Here is a 17,489-nt window from a genome sequence, read left to right as displayed (position 1 = left end):
CCCATGAATCGGGTGGCTTTGCCTGACTGTAAGGAAAATCTGCCGGAGCCAGGCCCGCCGGGCCTTGCGCAGCGCTCTGGCGCGCTTGTTTCAGCGTCGTTTGGAAGGTGAGATGCGCTGCATGCCTGTCGTGCAGGTGCATAACAAGAAGGAGGCGCAATGAACGCCGTTATCCAATTTCACTTCTCCACGTGGGGCGGATTTTCCATCGTCCACGCCGATGGCCTGCAAAGGCCTGACTCAATTTTTGCAGCCGCCCGGGCCTCCCGGGGTGGACACATGCAATCCCGGCAACCGACACGCTGATCCGGCGAGGTCTGGCAGCAGGGGGTTAGCGGTGTACAATGCGCCGCGTTTTAACTGTGACCCTCTGCGTAATCGCGCAAACCTCAAGGTTTATCCGCCTTGTTCACTCCGCCGCGTCACAAGCGTGTCGGGTTCGATTTCGTCACAGATAAAAACAAACAGGTGACGCATGACCGTTGTAAAAAAGCTGAATTCCTGGTGCCTGCGCTGGGGTTTGATCAAGGTTGGCTGAAATCGCAACCTTGCAGCAACGTCTACTGAACATCATCAAACCTTGCGTGAGACCTTTTTCATGAGTGGACAAAACTCGCAATCAGGCGAGCTGAAACGCGGCCTGAAAAATCGCCATATTCAACTGATCGCCCTCGGTGGCGCGATCGGTACCGGATTGTTCCTCGGCTCGGCCGGGGTGCTGAAATCCGCCGGCCCGTCGATGATCCTCGGCTATGCCATCTGCGGCTTCATCGCCTTCATGATCATGCGCCAGCTCGGCGAAATGATCGTCGAAGAGCCGGTGGCCGGTTCCTTCAGCCACTTTGCGCACAAATACTGGGGTGGTTTCGCCGGTTTCCTGTCGGGCTGGAACTGCTGGATCCTGTACATCCTGGTGGGCATGTCCGAGCTGACCGCAGTCGGCAAATACATCCACTACTGGGCTCCGGAGATCCCGAGCTGGGTCACCGCCGCCGCGTTCTTCGTGCTGATCAACGCGATCAACCTGGCCAACGTCAAAGTCTTCGGTGAAGCCGAATTCTGGTTCGCGATCATCAAGGTCGTGGCAATCGTCGGCATGATTGCCCTGGGCAGCTACCTGCTGGTCAGCGGCCATGGCGGCGAGCAGGCGGCGGTGAGCAACCTGTGGTCTCACGGCGGCTTCTTCCCGAACGGCGTCAGCGGTCTGGTGATGGCCATGGCGATCATCATGTTCTCCTTCGGCGGCCTGGAAATGCTCGGTTTCACCGCAGCCGAAGCCGACAAGCCGAAAACCGTGATCCCGAAAGCGATCAACCAGGTGATCTACCGGATCCTGATTTTCTACATCGGCGCACTGGTGATCCTGCTGTCGCTGACCCCGTGGGACAGCCTGCTGGAAACCCTCAACGCTTCGGGCGATTCCTACAGCGGCAGCCCGTTCGTGCAGGTGTTCTCGATGCTTGGCAGCAACACCGCTGCGCACATCCTCAATTTCGTGGTTCTGACCGCGGCATTGTCGGTGTACAACAGCGGCACCTACTGCAACAGCCGCATGCTGCTGGGCATGGCCGAGCAGGGCGATGCGCCGAAAGCGCTGGCGAAGATCGACAAGCGCGGCGTGCCGGTGCGTTCGATCCTGGCGTCGGCGGCCGTGACCCTGGTGGCGGTGCTGCTCAACTACCTGATCCCGCAACACGCGCTGGAACTGCTGATGTCGCTGGTGGTTGCAACGCTGGTGATCAACTGGGCGATGATCAGCTTCTCGCACTTCAAGTTCCGCCAGCACATGAACAAGACCAACCAGAAGCCGCTGTTCAAGGCGCTGTGGTACCCGTACGGCAACTACATCTGCCTGGCGTTCGTCCTGTTCATTCTCGGCGTGATGCTGCTGATCCCGGGCATTCAGATCTCGGTGTACGCGATCCCGGTGTGGGTGGTGTTCATGTGGGTCTGCTACGTGATCAAGAACAAGCGCGGTGCACAACAGGCACTGCACGCAGCGAGCGCTGCCAAGTAAGCGTCGTTGCAGAAACAGCAAACCCGGCCAAGTGCCGGGTTTTTTGTACTTTCGCGTTATCCTGCGGGTTCTGAATACGGACGCTTTTCCATGCTGGTGATTTCCAACAACGTGCATCTGCCGGATGCCGAGATCGAACTGACGTACATCCGCGCCCAGGGCGCCGGAGGGCAGAACGTCAACAAGGTCTCCAGCGCCGTGCACCTGCGTTTCGACATTCCGGCCTCGTCCTTGCCCGAATTCTACAAGGAGCGGCTGCTGGCGCTGCGCGACAGTCGCATCACCGGCGACGGTGTGCTGATCATCAAGGCCCAGCAGTACCGCACGCAGGAACAGAATCGCGCCGATGCGCTGGAGCGTCTGACCGAGCTGATTCTCAGCGCCACCAAGGTCGAGAAGAAGCGCCGGCCAACCAAGCCGACGCTGGGTTCAAAGAAGCGTCGGCTCGAGTCGAAAACCAAGCGCGGCAGCATCAAGGCCGGGCGCGGCAAGGTGGATTTCTAGTCTTCGCGGTACTTCGCCGTGTGGCGGTACAGATAGACGCTCAGTGCCAGGCCGCTCAGCGCGGCGAGGGCGGCGAACAGGAAGATCGAGGCAAAACCGAAGCCCGCCGCAATCGCCCCGGCCAGCGGCCCGGTGATCCCCAATGACAAGTCGATGAACAGCGAATAGGCGCCGACCGCCGCACCACGGCTGGAAGCCGGAACCAGATTCACCGCTTCCACGCCCAACGCCGGGAACACCAGCGAGAAACCGAAACCGCTCAATGCCGCGCCAGCCAGTGCCCAGTGTGCATCCGGTGCGATCCATAGCAGCAACAGGCCGAGGGTTTCCACCGACAGGCAGGCAATCGCCACGCGGAAGCCGCCGAGGCGGTTGATCAGGTTGCCGAACAACAGTCGCGCGCCGATGAAGCTGGCGCCGAACAGGCTCAGGCACAACACCGCGTTATCCCAGTGCTGCGTGGCGTAATACAGAGTGATGAACGTGGCGATGGTGCCGAAACCGATCGAGCCCAGCGCCAGACCGCAACCGTGCGGGAAGACGCGGCCGAGAACATGCATGAATGGCAGACGCTCGCCGGCCACGATCGGCGCGGCGGTTTTCGGCCAGGCCAGCAGCAGCCCCAGCGTGGCCAGCAGCAGAATGCTCACACCCATGCTCCACAGACCGAAACGGCTGACCAGCCACACCCCCAGCGGCGCACCGACCGCCAGCGCACCGTAACTGGCGATGCCGTTCCACGAGATGACCTTGGCGGTGTTGGCGGCGCCGACGCGGCCGATGCCCCAACCGATCGAGCCTGAGCCGACCAGGCTTTCAGCGCTGCCCAGCACCAGTCGGCCGACGAACAGGCTGATCAGGCTCAGCAGCGGCAAGTTGGGTGTCCACGCCGAAATCAACATGAACACACCGCTCAAGCCGCAGCCGGCCAGACCAATCATCACCGCACGTTTGCTGCCCTGGTTGTCGATGATCTTGCCGGCATACGGACGGCTGAGCAGAGTGGCCAGGTATTGCACGCTGATCACCAGCCCGGCGATGACCGCGCCGAAGCCCAGGTCGCTGTGCACATAACCTGGCAGCACCGCCAGCGGAATGCCGATGTTCAAGTAGCCGATGAAGGTGAACAGGACGATGGAAACGACTTGCAGCGTGACCGCCAGGGGGCGCTGGGGTTCTGGCATAGAGGACGACATGAATTACGATCCACGGGAAGAGCAGAATAGATAGGCTGCTCATGATACCGATGCGGACGCGTCTGGGGCGGGGAAAAGTAAAACTATTTGGCCGGGGCGACCAATTGCGTGGCGACCAGTGCGGCCAGCGCGTTTTCCTCGCTGCCGAAACGGGCGAGCAGGGCGGCCTGTTTCTCGGGCGAGAGACGGCTCCAGATCTCGATCATCTTCTCGGTGGCACCGATAAGGATCTCGGCCTGTTGTTCATCGAATTCTTTGGACATGGCAGCTCAGGTTTCAGGCAGTGTGGAAAGCGCATGTTAGCGCTTTCCACACGGTCTGTACGGCGGGTGTTGCTTACTCTTCGCTGTCGGCCGGACGGCTCTCGGCGGCTTCTTTCGGCTCGGGCTGTTGGGCACCGGCTTGTTGCGTGGTCGTCTGCTCAGTTTCGTGCAGGCTTGGGAAGGGGAGATTCGGAATCTCGTGCATGGTTGCGCTCCTCGCTAAGTCTGTTGATAGATCTGGTAGATCCGCGCTTTCAGAAAGCCTGCGAAGGATACAGCAGGAAAAGTGACAAACAGATTTTTAAATCCATTTGTTTCGACGGGCGGGATTGTCTAGACAAGTGCGACAGGGTGACGCAGGGCAAATGCGGGAGCGAGCGTGCTCGCGATGATCGTTCCCACGCTCCGCGTGGGAATGCCTCAATGGACGCTCCGCGTCCGCTTCGGCAGGGACGCGGAGCGTCCCGGGATGCATTCCCACGCGGAGCGTGGGAACGATCACGGAGGGGGTTATTTGCAGACAGTAGCGATCGCTTCGGCCAACAGGTCGAGGCGGGTCGCGTCAATCCCCGCAACGTTGGCCCGGCCCGAGCTGACCATATACACGCTGTGATGCTCGCACAGGTTTTTCACCTGTTCCGGCGACAAGCCGGTGTAGGAGAACATCCCGCGCTGCACGCCAATGTGCGCAAAGCGCTCGCGCAGACCGTGCGGTTCCAGCGCTTCCACCAGACCGCTGCGCAACTGGGCGATGCGCAGGCGCATGGCTTCCACTTCGTCGGCCCAGCGGCGTTTCAGGTCCGGGTCGTTGAGGATCGTGGCGACCACAGCCGCGCCGTGATCTGGCGGCGTCGACCACAGGTTGCGGGCGATGTGCGCCAACTGACTGCGGATGTCGATGAGCTTGTCAGCGGTTTTCGCGCTGACGATCAACGCACCGGTGCGGTCGCGGTACAGGCCGAAGTTCTTCGAACAGGAACTGGTGATCAGCAGCTCGGGCAACTCTGCTGCGAACAGCCGGGTCGACCATGCGTCCTGCTCCAGACCGTCGCCAAAGCCCTGATAGGCAAAGTCGATCAGCGGCAGCAGATCGCGGCGGCGCACCACTTCCAGCACTCGTTGCCAGTCGTCATGGCTCAGGTCGAAACCGGTCGGGTTGTGGCAGCACGCGTGCAGCAGCACCACATCGCCTTTCGGCACTTCATTGAGCACGGCGAGCATCGCATCGACGTCGAGACGGTTGTCGCTGCCGACGTACGGGTAATGGCTGATCTTGACTCCGGCGGCCGCGAAAATCGTTTCGTGGATCGGCCAGGTCGGGTTGCTCAGCCAGACGCCCTTGCCTGGCAGGCATTGCGCGATGAAATCCGCCGCCAGACGCAGGGCACCCGTGCCACCCGGGGTCTGGGTAGCGCCGGCGCGTTGCTCGGCGATCAGCGCCGAATCGGCACCAAGCACCAGCTCGTTGATGACTTTGCCGAACAGCGGATTGCCGTGGCCACCGATGTAAGTCTTGGTGTCCTGGCTCTCGACCAGACGCGCCTCGGCGATTTTCACCGCCTCGGGAATCGGCGTCAGGCCTTGGGCATCCTTGTAGACGCCCACGCCGAGGTCGAACTTGCGCGGGTTGGAGTCCTGCGCGTAGGCCTCCATCAGGCCGAGGATCGGGTCGCCGGGCACCCGGCCGATGGCGTCGAAGTGCATTACTTGCGTCCTTCTGCAGTCTTGGCCACTTCGTCAGTGCGCGCGGCCATGATGAAGTCGTTGCGGTGCAGGCCCTTGATCGAGTGGCTCCACCAGGTCACGGTGACTTTGCCCCACTCGGTCAGCAGACCCGGGTGATGACCTTCGGCTTCGGAGATCTCGCCGACGGCATTGGTGAACGCCAGCGCGTGCTTGAAATTCTTGAACAGGAAGACTTTTTCCAGCTGCATGATGCTGTCGCGGACTTCGATGTTCCAGTCAGGGATCTGCTTGATCAGGATCGGCAGTTCTTCATCGCTGACTTGTGGGGCATCGGCACGGCAGGCTTCGCAATGGGCTTGGTTCAAAGTGGACATGGTGGACTTCCTGAAATCTGAAGATGTTTTTTTATATTGGCGGTCAATGTCGCCACGCTAAACCAAAGCGGCGACGACGGACAGACTCACTTGTAAGCAAAAGTCGCGGGTCACGCGGCTTTTGGTTTCGGCGGAAACTTCGGTGCGTGCAGACCCAGCTGCATGCCTTGCTTGACCATGGCCATGATGTCTTCGTGGGCCAGGTCGAACAGGCGCTTGAGGTTCGGCAGGACAAAATACAGCGGTTGCAGGATGTCGATGCGATACGGCGTGCGCATGGCTTCCAGCGGATCGAAGGCCTGATGTTCAGGTTCGTCCGACAGCGAATAAACGGTTTCTTTCGGCGAAGACAGGATGCCGCCGCCGTAGATGCGTTTGCCTTGCGGGGTGTCGACCAGGCCGAACTCGATGGTCATCCAGTACAGGCGCGCCAGATAAACGCGTTCTTCCTTGGTCGCTTGCAGGCCGAGTTTGCCGTAGGTGTGGGTGAATTCGGCAAACCACGGGTTGGTCAGCAGCGGGCAGTGGCCAAAGATCTCGTGGAAAATGTCCGGCTCTTGCAGGTAGTCCAGTTCTTCACGGGTGCGAATGAACGTGGCCACCGGAAACTGCTTGCTGGCGAGCAATTCGAAAAAGGTCTGGAAGGGAATCAGCGCGGGAACGCGGGCAACCTGCCAACCGGTGGTCTCGCCGAGCACCTTGTTGATCTCGCCCAGTTGCGGAATGCGGTCGTGGGGCAGACCGAGTTTTTCGATACCGTCCAGGTATTCCTGGCACGCGCGACCCTCGATCACTTTCATCTGGCGGGTGATCAGCGTGTTCCACACCGCGTGTTCTTCGGCGGGGTAGTCGATAAAACCTTGCGCATCGGGCTCGCGGGCCACGTATTGCGTCTGCTTCATACTGCTCTCCTGCGAGGGGAATTTCGTTCTTGTTATGTCCTGCGATGGACTGAGAAATACCCCGGAACGTTCGTTGTTGCAGCAGGTTGAAGACCGGTCGAGTAGGAAAAGTCTCTTTAATTCGTAAAATTTTCGTTACGCTTCGTGCGATAAGTCGTGTTTGCGGTGACTGTCGGGTTTGAAAAGGCCGATAGCTGTCACATAATCTTGACGACTATCTTGCGCGCTGCGCAGAAAATTCCGGCGTCAGACCGCCTCTTCACCTGTTTCGGGCCTTTATATGCGTATCAAAGTCCACTGCCAGAACCGCATCGGCATCCTGCGCGACATTCTCAATCTGCTGGTGGAGTACGGGATCAACGTCGCCCGTGGCGAGGTGGGCGGTGAGCATGGCAACGCGATCTACCTGCATTGCCCGAACCTGATCAACATTCAGTTCCAGGCGTTGCGACCCAAGTTCGAGGCGATTGCCGGGGTGTTCGGCGTCAAGCGGGTAGGGCTGATGCCCAGCGAGCGGCGGCACATGGAGTTGAATGCGCTGCTCGGTGCGCTGGAGTTTCCGGTGCTGTCGATCGACATGGGCGGCTCCATCGTTGCCGCCAACCGTGCGGCGGCGCAGTTGCTCGGGGTGCGGGTGGACGAGGTGCCGGGAATTCCGTTGTCGCGTTACGCCGAGGATTTCGACCTGCCGGAACTGGTGCGCGCCAACAAATCGCGAATCAACGGCATGCGGGTCAAGGTCAAGGGTGACATCTTTCTGGCCGACATCGCGCCGCTGCAATCGGAGCACGACGACAGCGAGGCCATGGCCGGTGCCGTGCTGACCTTGCACCGTGCGGACCGCGTCGGTGAGCGCATCTATAACGTGCGCAAACAAGAGTTGCGTGGCTTCGACAGCATCTTCCAGAGCTCGAAAGTGATGGCAGCGGTGGTGCGTGAAGCGCGACGTATGGCGCCGCTGGATGCACCGCTATTGATTGAAGGTGAAACCGGCACCGGCAAGGAATTGCTGGCGCGGGCCTGCCATTTGGCGAGCCCGCGCGGTCAGTCGCCGTTGATGGCGCTCAACTGCGCGGGGCTGCCGGAGTCGATGGCCGAGACCGAACTGTTCGGCTACGGCCCCGGGGCCTTTGAAGGCGCGCGGGCCGAAGGCAAGCTCGGGCTGCTGGAGCTGACGGCGGGCGGCACGCTGTTCCTCGATGGCGTTGGCGAAATGAGTCCGCGCTTGCAGGTGAAATTGCTGCGCTTCCTGCAGGACGGTTGCTTCCGGCGGGTGGGCAGTGATGAAGAGGTTTACCTGGATGTGCGGGTGATCTGCGCAACCCAGGTCGACCTGTCGGAGCTGTGCGCACGAGGTGAGTTTCGCCAGGATCTGTATCACCGCTTGAACGTGCTGTCGCTGCACATCCCGCCACTGCGCGAATGCCTCGACGGTTTGACGCCGCTGGTGGAACACTTTCTCGATCAGGCCAGCCGGCAGATCGGCTGCCCGTTGCCGAAACTGGCGCCGGCGGCGATGGACCGGCTCAGTCATTACCATTGGCCAGGCAACGTGCGGCAACTGGAGAACGTGTTGTTCCAGGCGGTTTCGCTGTGCGACGGCGGCACGGTCAAGGCCGAGCACATTCGCCTGCCGGATTACGGCGTGCGTCAGCCGCTCGGCGATTTCTCCCTCGAAGGCGGGCTGGACGAGATTGTCGGGCGCTTCGAGAAGGCGGTGCTGGAACGCTTGTATTCCGAGCATCCGAGCAGCCGGCAACTGGGCAAGCGGCTCGGGGTTTCGCACACCACGATTGCCAACAAGCTGCGTGAGTACGAAGTCGGCAAGGACGCGTCCGAATGATCACGGCCGGATCGGGTGTTTGCCGCCAAGCGGCATGACACCGCCGGTTTTTCGTCTTCGATACATTTCCCTCCTCTGCGCAAAATCCCTCAAGTCCTTTGTTTACCGGGCCCTCGGCCGCCAGAAAAAAGTTGGTCTGCAAATTGCTTATGGCTCAGCAGTACAGCGGTGGGCGGCAAACGTCCGGCATGCAGAGGAAAGAGTGTGGACAAGTACCTTTATGTGGCAATGACCGGCGCCAGCCAGAACGCACTGGCGCAAAAGGCTCATGCCAACAACCTGGCGAACATCTCCACCAACGGTTTTCAGCGCGACCTTGAACAGGCGCGTTCGATGCCGGTGTTCGGTGACAGCTTTCCGGCGCGTGCGTTTGCCATGAGCGAACGGCCCGCCACCGACTTCACGCCGGGCTCGCTGGTGCAGACCGGCCGTGACCTCGACGTGGCCGTGTCGGGCAACGGCTGGATCGCCGTGCAGAACCCCAACGGCGGTGAAAGCTACGTGCGCACCGGCAGCCTCAATATCGACGCCCTCGGCGTATTGCGTGCCGGCAACGGCATGCCGGTCATGGGCAATGGCGGGCCGATCGCCGTGCCGCCGGAGCAGCAGGTGGAAGTCGGTGAAGACGGCACCATCAGTATCCGCGCGATGGGCGAGGGCCCGCGCGTCATGGCCGAAGTCGACCGCATCAAGCTGGTCAACCCGGACATCAAGAACATGAACAAGGGCCTGGACGGTTCGATCTACACCAAGGACGGCCAGCCTGCGCCGGCCGATGCCAACGTCAAACTGGTGTCGGGTTTCCTGGAGTCGAGCAACGTCAATGCCGTGGAAGAGATGACGTCGGTGCTGGCCCTGGCCAAGCAGTTCGAACTGCACGTCAAGATGATGAACACCGCCAAAGACGACGACCAGGCCATGGCTCGGGTCTTGCAGATCAGCTAATTATCAGAACGTCGCGCCGTAAAACAGGCGCACGAGGAGAATCGAATGCTTCCGGCTCTATGGGTTGCCAAAACCGGTCTGTCCGCCCAGGACACCAACCTGACCACCATTTCCAACAACCTGGCGAACGTGTCGACCACGGGTTTCAAACGTGACCGCGCCGAGTTCCAGGACCTGCTGTACCAGATCAAGCGTCAGCCAGGCGCCCAGTCGACCCAGGACAGCGAACTGCCGTCGGGTCTGCAAGTGGGTACCGGTGTGCGCATCGTCGGCACCCAGAAAAACTTCACCGCCGGCAGCCTGCAGACCACCGAGCAGCCGCTGGACATGGCCATCGACGGTCGCGGTTTCTTCCAGATCCTGCAGCCGGATGGCACCACGTCCTACACCCGCGACGGTACCTTCCACCTCGACTCCAACGGTCAGATCGTCAACGCCAGCGGTTTCGCCCTGGAGCCGGCCATCGTCATCCCGAACAACGCCCAGACCTTCACCGTAGGTCGCGACGGCACCGTGTCGATCACCGTTGCCGGCAACCCTGCCGCCCAGGTGATCGGCAACCTGCAAACCGCCGACTTCATCAACCCGGCCGGTCTGCAAGCGGTGGGCAACAACCTGTTCCTGGAAACCGCCGCTTCCGGTGCGCCGCAAGTCGGTACTCCGGGCCTGAACGGTTTCGGTACCACCCTGCAGAACACCCTGGAAACCTCCAACGTCAGCACTGTGGAAGAAATGGTCAACATGATCACCACCCAGCGCGCGTACGAGATGAACTCCAAGGTGATCTCCACCGCCGACCAGATGCTCTCGTTCGTAACGCAGAATCTGTAATCAAGTCTATGAGGCGGCCATGAGGTCGCCTGCAACACCGTGAGGTAAGGGTCATGAAGCGCTTTGTATCTGTTGTGGCATTGAGTGGGGTCGTCTCGCTCGCGGGCTGCGTCGCTCCGACGCCCAAGCCCAATGATCCTTACTACGCCCCGGTGTTGCCGCGCACACCGTTGCCGTCGGCCGCCAACAACGGCTCGATCTATCAGGCCGGTTTCGAACAGAACCTGTACAGCGACCGCAAGGCGTTCCGGGTCGGTGACATCATCACCATCACCCTGAACGAGAAGACCCAGGCCAGCAAGAACGCCAACTCGCAGGTGGCCAAGAACAGCAAGACCGGCATCGGCCTGACGTCGCTGTTCGGCGGCAGCGCGACCACCAACAGTCCGTTCGGTGATGGCGACCTGAGCCTGAGCGCCAGCTACGAAGGCGATCGTGCGACCAAGGGTGACAGCAAGGCCGCCCAGGGCAACACCCTGACCGGCTCGATCACCGTGACCGTCGCCGACGTGTTGCCCAACGGCATCATCGCCGTGCGTGGCGAGAAGTGGATGACCCTCAACACCGGCGACGAGCTGGTGCGGATCGCCGGTCTCGTACGGGCCGATGACATCGCCACCGACAACACCGTGTCCTCGACCCGGGTTGCCGATGCGCGCATCACCTACTCGGGCACCGGTTCGTTCGCCGATGCGAGTCAGCCAGGCTGGTTCGACCGTTTCTTCCTCAGCCCGCTGTTCCCTTTCTAGGTGGCTACGTTGAATCTGAAAAGCTTTATGGTGGCTGCGCTGTTGCTGTCTGCGGCCTTCAATGCACAAGCCGAACGGTTGAAGGACATCGCCAGCATTTCCGGCGTGCGTTCCAACCAGTTGATCGGCTATGGCCTGGTGGTCGGTCTTAACGGCACCGGCGACCAGACCACGCAGACCCCGTTCACCCTGCAGACCTTCAACAACATGCTCTCGCAGTTCGGCATCAAGGTGCCGCCGGGATCGGGCAACGTGCAGCTGAAAAACGTTGCGGCGGTATCGGTGAGTGCCGATCTGCCGGCGTTCGCCAAGCCGGGTCAGCAGGTCGACATCACCGTGTCGTCCATCGGCAACTCCAAGAGCCTGCGCGGCGGCACCCTGTTGCTGACCCCGCTCAAGGGTATCGACGGCAACGTCTACGCCATCGCCCAGGGCAACCTGGTGGTCGGTGGTTTCGATGCCGAAGGTCGTGACGGTTCGAAGATCACCGTCAACGTTCCGTCGGCCGGTCGCATCCCGGGCGGTGCGTCGGTCGAGCGTTCGGTGCCGAGCGGTTTCAACCAGGGCAACAGCCTGACGCTGAACCTCAACCGTTCCGACTTCACCACTGCCAAGCGCATCGTCGACAAGATCAACGACATGCTCGGCCCTGGCGTGGCTCAGGCCATTGACGGCGGTTCGATCCGTGTGACCGCGCCGCTCGATCCGAGCCAGCGTGTCGACTATCTGTCGATCCTGGAAAACCTCGAAGTCGATCCGGGTCAGGCGGTGGCGAAAGTCATCATCAACTCGCGTACCGGCACCATCGTCATCGGTCAGAACGTGAAGGTATCGCCGGCCGCCGTGACCCACGGCAGCCTGACCGTGACCATCACCGAAGACCCGATCGTCAGCCAGCCGGGCCCGCTGTCCAACGGCCAGACCGCCGTGGTACCGCGCTCGCGGGTGAATGCCGAGCAGGAAGCCAAGCCGATGTTCAAGTTCGGCCCGGGCACCACCCTCGACGAGATCGTCCGGGCGGTGAACCAGGTCGGCGCAGCGCCGGGTGACCTGATGGCCATCCTCGAAGCTCTGAAGCAGGCCGGCGCGTTGCAAGCCGACCTGATCGTGATCTGAGGACGGCGACCATGGATATGCGCAAAAGCGGTCTGGTCAGCAGCAGCGATTCGGGTTCGTACTCCGACCTCAATCGCCTGAACCAGCTGAAGGTCGGCGACAAGAACAGCGATGCGAACATGCGCAAGGTTGCGCAGGAATTCGAATCGCTGTTCCTCGGTGAAATGCTCAAGTCGATGCGTTCGGCCACCGAAGCGCTGGGCCAGGACAATCCGCTCAACACGCCGGCCGCCAAGCAGTATCAGGAAATGTACGACCAGCAACTGGCGGTTTCCATGTCCCGCGAGGGCGGGGGTATCGGCCTCGCCGACGTGCTGATGCGCCAGATGTCGAAGAACAAACCGATGGCGCCGGGCGAGGCTGCGGCCGCGTCCGCCGCCAAGCAGGAAGAAGCCAAAGCCAAGGCCGCTGCCGTGACCACGCCGATTGCCGCCGGTACCGTGGCCACCCATGGCCCGTTGTCGCGACTCAATGGCGAGCGTCCGTTGTGGGCGTCGCGTTCGGTGCATGCGCCGAACACCGAGCTGACCCATCGCAATGACATGGAATTGATCAACCAGCGTCGTCTGGCGTTGCCGCCGAAACTGGCGGATCGCTTGCTCGCCGGTCTGGTGCCGTCGGCTACGCCGGCAGCGGCCACGCAACTGCCGCAACGTGCCACGACCGCCGCTGTCACCGGTTCCGGCCCGCTGTACAACGGCGACTGGCTGGACCGCGCCGAGGCGGACAAGGCCTCCGGCGGGCAGATGCAGATTTACGGTCGTGCCATGGCGCAGATCCCGCTGGCACCGGCGAAGAAGGCGTTCGGCAATGCCGACGAATTCGTCAACACCATGTTGCCGATGGCTCAGGAAGCCGCCGCACGCATTGGCGTCGATCCGCGTTATCTGGTGGCTCAGGCTGCACTGGAAACCGGCTGGGGCAAATCGGTCATGCGTGCCCAGGACGGCAGCAGCAGTCACAACCTGTTCGGCATCAAGGCGAGCAGCAACTGGAAGGGCGATTCGGCCCGGGCGATCACCAGCGAATTCCGCAACGGGCAGATGGTCAAGGAGACGGCCGAGTTCCGTTCCTACGCCTCGTACAAAGACAGCTTCCACGATCTGGTGACTTTGCTGCAGAGCAATAATCGCTATCAAGATGTGCTGAAGTCGGCCGATAACCCAGAACAGTTTGTACGCGAATTGCAGAAGGCCGGTTACGCGACCGACCCGAACTACGCGACGAAGATTTCGCAGATTGCCAGGCAGATGACGGTCAATCAGAACTACGCTGCGGCCGGCGTTTCAACAACGCCCTTATAAACACAAGGTAAGGTTTGAATCATGAGTTTGCTCAATATCGGGATGTCGGGGTTGAACGCCAGTTCATCCTCTCTGGCTGTGACAGGTAACAACATTGCCAACGTCGACACCGCCGGTTATTCACGCCAGCAAACCGTGCAGGGCACCAAGTCCTCGATCCAGTACGGTAACGTGTTCATCGGTACCGGTACGACCCTCGCCGACGTGCGCCGGGTGTACAACTCCTACCTCGAATCGCAGCTGCGTACCGCCACGTCGCTCAATAGCGAAGCGGCCGCTTTCGGTGCGCAGGCAACTGCACTGGACGGCTCGCTGTCCGACACCAACACCGGCCTGACCGGCGTGCTGCAGAAATTCTTCACCTCGATGCAAGGTGTATCGACCTCGGCGACCGACGACACTTCCCGTCAGTCGGTGCTGACCGGCGCACAGGCGCTGACCAGTCGCTTCAATGCCCTGGCCAAGCAAATGAACGATCAGAACGCCACGCTCAATGGCAACCTGTCCGACATGGCGTCTCAGGTGAACAAGCTGGCGACTTCGATTGCCACGCTGAACCAGAAGATCGGCGAGATTTCCAGCAGCGGCGGCCAGCCGAACGACCTGCTCGACAGCCGCAACGAAGCCGTGCGTCAGCTCTCCGAGTTGACCGGTGCACAAGTCGTCGAGCGTGGCACCAGCTTCGACATCTACATCGGCAGCGGTCAGCCGCTGGTCATCGGCAACACCATCAATACCCTGAGCACCGTGCCGGTCAAGGGTGACCCGTCGCGCATGGGCATCCAGATGGATCGCGGTTCGAGCACCATCGACATCACCTCGGCAATGACCGGCGGTGAAATCGGCGGTCTGCTGAGTTATCGCAAGGAAGTCCTGGACCCGGCGCTCAACGAGCTGGGCCGTGTGGCACTGGTGGTCGCCGACCAGATCAATCGCCAGCAAGCCCAGGGCATCGACAAGAACGGTGACTTTGGCGCGGCCATTTTCAACAACATCAACAGTGCCGCCCTGATCAGTCAGCGCAGCATTGCCCAGTCCGGCAACAGTGCAGGTTCGGGCAACCTTGATGTCACCATCAAGGACACCGGCAAGCTGACGACCAGCGACTACCAGGTCACCTTCACCAGCGCGACCAACTACACGGTCAAGCGCTCCGACGGCACCGACATGGGGGCGTTCAGCACCACGACCACGCCGCCTCCGGTCATCGACGGCTTTACCCTGGCCCTCAACGGTGGTGCCCTGAGCGCCGGTGACACCTTCAAGATCACCCCGACCCGCAATGCGGCAGCCAGCATCCAGACCGTGCTCACCGACCCGAAGAAAATCGCGGCCGCCGCACCGTTGACCGGCGTGGCCAGTGCCAACAACTCCGGTACCTACACTCAGCCGACACTGACCGACGTTGTCGATATCTACAACCCGGCGTCCCAGGCAGAGTTGCAGAACGCGCTCAAGTATTCGACCCCGGTCAAACTGGTATTCGGCGCCACCAGCGGTGGCAGTCAGTCTTACAACATGGTTGACGCCAAGGGTTTCACGATCGGTTCCGGCGTCATCGTTCCCGGTCAGTCGAACACCTTGAACCTCAAGATCGGCATGGTCGACTCCACCGGTGCTGCGGTGATGGATACGTCCGTGATCCCGAACGTGCAAAAGACGTTCACCGTGCAGACCACCGTGGGCGCGACGCCGAAGTCCGGTGAAACCTTCACCATCAACCTGACCGGTGCGGCTTCTTCGGACAACCGCAACGCCCAGGCGCTGGTCGGCCTGCAAACCAAACAGACAGTGGACACCGGTACGGCGAGCAAGGGCATCAGCCTGACCGACGCCTACAACAAACTGGTGACCAACGTCGGTACCCAGGCTGCCCAGAGCAAGTCCGACAGCGCAGCCACCACGGTGATTCTGGATCAGGCCCAGGGTGCGCGCGATTCCCTGTCCCAGGTCAACCTGGATGAAGAGACCGGCAATCTGGTCAAGTATCAGCAGTACTACACAGCGTCTTCGCAGATCATCAAAGCTGCGCAGGAAACCTTCGCCACGCTGATCAACAGCCTTTAAGGAGCCGTAATTCATGCGCATTTCCACCGCCCAGTATTACGCGACACAAGCTGCTCAATATCAGCGCAACTACAGCAAGACGGTCGCGACCGCCAACGAAGCCAGCAGCCTGCAACGCATCAACACTGCCGCCGACGATCCGATCGGCGCCGGTCGCTTGCTCAAGCTGGGCCAGCAGGCCGCGATGCTCGAGCAGTACAAAGGCAACATCGACACCACCAAGAGTTCACTGACCGTTCAGGAATCCACCCTGACGTCCATCACCACCGCCCTGGCACGTGCCAAGGAAATCGGCCTGGCCGCCAACAACGGCATCGCCACCGATACGGATCGCAAGGCTTACGCGGCGGAACTGACCCAGATCCAGCAGCAGGTGCTGGGCCTGATGAATTCCAAGGACGCCAACGGCAACTACCTGTTCTCCGGCTCGAAGACCGATACCGCGCCGTACTCGCAGAACGCCGATGGCACCTACACCTACAACGGTGACCAGACCCAGATCAACCTGGGTATTGGCGACGGCCTGTCGGTGGCGACCAACACCACCGGTTGGGATGCTTTCCAGCAGACCATCAATACCGCCCGGACCCAGACCAGCATGACGGCTCCGGCTGTCGATGACGGTCGTGTGGTGCTGACCAACGGTATCGTGGGTACCGCTGCGACTTACAACGCCAAATTCACGGCCGGCCAGCCGTACACCGTGGATTTCATCAGCAGCACTCAGATCAAGATCACCGATGCCCTGGGCAATGACGTAACCACCGAAGCCAGTCAGAACGGTGCGATCACCAACAGCAACGGTGCCAACCAGACGGTCAGTTTCCGTGGTGTCGATCTGAAACTGAACATCAACCTCAAGCCAGGTGATACCAACCCGGACGCGGTCATCGCCGGTCACAGCTTCCAGCTGTCGGCCACACCGGATTCGTTCACCTCCGTGCGCAGCCCGGGCAACCCGTCGACCGCGGTCATCACCGGTTCGAACGTGACCAACCAGGCGGCCTACAACGGCGCCTTCCCGTCGGGCGGCGGCGCCGTTCTGAAGTTCACGAGTGCCACGGCATTCGACCTGTACGCGGCGCCTGTCACTGCCGACAGCAAACCGGTGTCTTCGGGCACGGTGGTCGGTGGCAACGCTACGGCTGCGGGCGTTACTTTCGCCATCGGTGGCACGCCAGCCGCCGGTGACCAGTTTTCGATTCAGTCCAACAACCACCAGACCCAGAACGTGCTCGACACCCTGGGCCAGATGGTCACTGCACTGAACACGCCGATCGATGGTGATCCGGTCGCCAAGCAGAAATTCCAGGGTGCGATGGAGTCGGCGCTCGGCAACATCGAAAGTGCCGCCAACCAGATCGGCAGCGCCGTCACCTCGATCGGTGCCCGTGGCCAGTCGCTGGATGACCAGACCACCACCAACGAGACCCTGATCCAGGCGAACACCACCACTCAGGGCTCGATCCGCGATTCCGATCCGGCCGAGGTGATGACCCGCCTGACCCTGCAGCAAACCATGCTGCAGGCCTCGCAACTGGCGTTCAGCAAAATCAGCCAGTTGGGTCTGTTCAACAAGATCTGACGGCAGGCGGGCGCGCAAGCGCCCGCGTTGCCTTGTTCCTTCAATAGTTAATGTCTTAGCGGTTTCAAGAGCTCGCTTTTCTGGGCGGGTTCGCACCGCCTGTGAGC

At 61.2% G+C, this 17,489-nt stretch carries 16 protein-coding genes; 10 read left to right on the top strand and 6 right to left on the bottom strand.

Annotation, left to right across the window (positions count from 1 at the left end; genetic code table 11):
• Positions 1–598 precede the first annotated feature (598 nt).
• Positions 599–2,017: an amino acid permease gene (locus tag AC1RT4_RS11010; RefSeq protein ID WP_493085366.1), complete on the top strand. Its 1,419-nt coding sequence runs from the start codon at positions 599–601 to the stop codon at positions 2,015–2,017.
• A 90-nt stretch (positions 2,018–2,107) separates the two neighbouring features.
• Positions 2,108–2,521, top strand: a complete 414-nt coding sequence (gene arfB, locus AC1RT4_RS11005; RefSeq protein ID WP_011333010.1) for an alternative ribosome rescue aminoacyl-tRNA hydrolase ArfB — start codon at positions 2,108–2,110, stop codon at positions 2,519–2,521.
• Here the strand turns inward: arfB and AC1RT4_RS11000 are convergent.
• From AC1RT4_RS11000 to phhA, 6 genes are all read right to left on the bottom strand, one after another.
• Positions 2,518–3,705, bottom strand: a complete 1,188-nt coding sequence (locus AC1RT4_RS11000) for an MFS transporter (RefSeq protein ID WP_493085692.1) — start codon at positions 3,703–3,705, stop codon at positions 2,518–2,520. The two genes, arfB and AC1RT4_RS11000, sit on opposite strands and share 4 nt — an antisense overlap.
• A gap of 95 nt (positions 3,706–3,800) precedes the next feature.
• A complete protein-coding gene (locus AC1RT4_RS10995; RefSeq protein WP_493085365.1) occupies positions 3,801–3,980 on the bottom strand; it encodes a hypothetical protein in 180 nt (59 codons plus the stop codon).
• A 73-nt stretch (positions 3,981–4,053) separates the two neighbouring features.
• Positions 4,054–4,185, bottom strand: coding sequence for a hypothetical protein (locus AC1RT4_RS10990; protein WP_007958347.1), 132 nt, complete (start codon positions 4,183–4,185; stop codon positions 4,054–4,056).
• 305 nt (positions 4,186–4,490) lie between these two features.
• Positions 4,491–5,684, bottom strand: a complete 1,194-nt coding sequence (locus AC1RT4_RS10985) for an amino acid aminotransferase (protein WP_493085364.1) — start codon at positions 5,682–5,684, stop codon at positions 4,491–4,493.
• On the bottom strand, positions 5,684–6,040 hold the full coding sequence (locus AC1RT4_RS10980; protein WP_003222798.1) for a 4a-hydroxytetrahydrobiopterin dehydratase: 357 nt from the start codon (positions 6,038–6,040) through the stop codon (positions 5,684–5,686). The genes AC1RT4_RS10985 and AC1RT4_RS10980 overlap by 1 nt, the downstream gene beginning before the upstream one ends.
• 110 nt (positions 6,041–6,150) lie before the next feature.
• Positions 6,151–6,942: a phenylalanine 4-monooxygenase gene (phhA, locus tag AC1RT4_RS10975; protein ID WP_039765515.1), complete on the bottom strand. Its 792-nt coding sequence runs from the start codon at positions 6,940–6,942 to the stop codon at positions 6,151–6,153.
• A 280-nt stretch (positions 6,943–7,222) separates the two neighbouring features.
• Between phhA and AC1RT4_RS10970 the strand changes: the two genes are divergently transcribed.
• From AC1RT4_RS10970 to AC1RT4_RS10935, 8 genes are all read left to right on the top strand, one after another.
• Complete coding sequence (locus AC1RT4_RS10970) at positions 7,223–8,785, top strand: sigma-54-dependent phenylalanine hydroxylase transcriptional regulator PhhR (RefSeq protein ID WP_011333015.1); 1,563 nt, start codon at positions 7,223–7,225, stop codon at positions 8,783–8,785.
• Positions 8,786–8,989: 204 nt separating this feature from the next.
• Positions 8,990–9,730: a flagellar basal body rod protein FlgF gene (locus AC1RT4_RS10965; protein WP_007958343.1), complete on the top strand. Its 741-nt coding sequence runs from the start codon at positions 8,990–8,992 to the stop codon at positions 9,728–9,730.
• Positions 9,731–9,775: 45 nt separating this feature from the next.
• Positions 9,776–10,561: a flagellar basal-body rod protein FlgG gene (gene flgG / locus AC1RT4_RS10960; RefSeq protein ID WP_011333017.1), complete on the top strand. Its 786-nt coding sequence runs from the start codon at positions 9,776–9,778 to the stop codon at positions 10,559–10,561.
• A gap of 53 nt (positions 10,562–10,614) precedes the next feature.
• Complete coding sequence (gene flgH, locus AC1RT4_RS10955; protein ID WP_493085363.1) at positions 10,615–11,310, top strand: flagellar basal body L-ring protein FlgH; 696 nt, start codon at positions 10,615–10,617, stop codon at positions 11,308–11,310.
• A 27-nt stretch (positions 11,311–11,337) separates the two neighbouring features.
• Positions 11,338–12,426 carry a flagellar basal body P-ring protein FlgI gene (locus tag AC1RT4_RS10950; RefSeq protein WP_045121865.1) on the top strand — a complete coding sequence of 363 codons (1,089 nt, stop codon included), beginning with the start codon at positions 11,338–11,340 and terminating at the stop codon, positions 12,424–12,426.
• 11 nt (positions 12,427–12,437) lie between these two features.
• Complete coding sequence (gene flgJ / locus AC1RT4_RS10945) at positions 12,438–13,730, top strand: flagellar assembly peptidoglycan hydrolase FlgJ (RefSeq protein WP_493085362.1); 1,293 nt, start codon at positions 12,438–12,440, stop codon at positions 13,728–13,730.
• A gap of 21 nt (positions 13,731–13,751) precedes the next feature.
• Positions 13,752–15,797 (top strand): flagellar hook-associated protein FlgK, encoded by a 2,046-nt coding sequence (flgK, locus tag AC1RT4_RS10940; protein WP_493085361.1) that lies wholly within the window; start codon positions 13,752–13,754, stop codon positions 15,795–15,797.
• A 13-nt stretch (positions 15,798–15,810) separates the two neighbouring features.
• Positions 15,811–17,382, top strand: a complete 1,572-nt coding sequence (locus AC1RT4_RS10935; RefSeq protein ID WP_493085360.1) for a flagellar hook-associated protein 3 — start codon at positions 15,811–15,813, stop codon at positions 17,380–17,382.
• The last annotated feature ends 107 nt before the right edge of the window (positions 17,383–17,489 follow it).

It is taken from the genome of Pseudomonas sp. GW821-FHT11D10 (assembly GCF_058808435.1).
This window is presented reverse-complemented; position numbering and strand designations above follow the sequence as displayed.